The sequence below is a fragment of the Mycobacterium talmoniae genome (assembly GCF_001854525.1).
Taxonomy (GTDB): Bacteria; Actinomycetota; Actinomycetes; order Mycobacteriales; family Mycobacteriaceae; genus Mycobacterium; species Mycobacterium talmoniae.
In genome coordinates, this window is record NZ_MLQM01000360.1 from 1 (window position 1) to 850 (window position 850).

Annotated in this window: 1 protein-coding gene; it reads right to left on the reverse strand. The window is 71.4% G+C overall.

Features of this window, described 5'->3' with window-relative positions:
• On the reverse strand, window positions 1–850 hold an 850-nt coding region (locus BKN37_RS27360; protein WP_131823736.1), incomplete at both ends, for a PPE domain-containing protein.

The window sequence follows — 850 nt, forward strand, 5'->3', positions numbered from 1 at the left end:
GATCCGCACCCTGTGCGGGCTGCAGCCGCCGCTGGGTGGGCAGGTGCTGCTGGACGGCACCGACACCGGCGGGTTGGCGCCGCGCGAGGCGGCCCGCCGGGGGGCGGTGGGGCCGACGGCGCCGGCGGCGCGGAACTGGCCACCGTGCTGGCCGTCGGCGTGGGCGCCGGCGCCCCCGCCCCCGCACCGGCCGGCGCGGGCGTGGTCGGGGCGATGCTCGCGGCCGGCAACGCCGGCGGCGAAACCGTCTCGGGCACCGGAAGCGGCGCGACGGGCAGCCCGGGCTGGATGGCGGCCAGCCCGGCCAGGCCCGCGAAGCCGCCCACCGCCCCCAGCGGCGCGACCGCCACGGTCAGCGCGGCGGCAAACAACTGCGGAGACTGACCGAGCCAGCTCGCGATCTCGGCGATGTGGGTCGGCCAGTCAAACAGTTCGAGTTGAATCAGGTACTGGAAGGCCGCCGCCGGATTGGTCACCAGTTCCTTGCCGAACTGCTGGAAATCCTCGAACAGTTCGAGGGCCCGGACCAGCCAAAACAGCGGTTGGCCGGGGTTGGTGTACGAGTCGTACGGCAGCCCGTTGACGGTGGCGTGAGCCGGATCCCAGTTCACCCCGAAGTTCTTCAGGATCTGGGCAATCAGCTGGTCCAACGGATTGTCGACGGTGGGGTCGGGGGCGCCTTGGTCGGCGCTGGAGTCGGTTTGCGCGTTGGACTTCAGGATGGGTGGTGCGGTGGTGGTCGACGGGGTGGCAGCCACCGCGGTATCACTGACCGCCTCATAGGTACTCATCGTGGTCGCCGCCTGCACCCACATCCGCGCATAGTCGGCCTCATTCACCGCGATCGGAA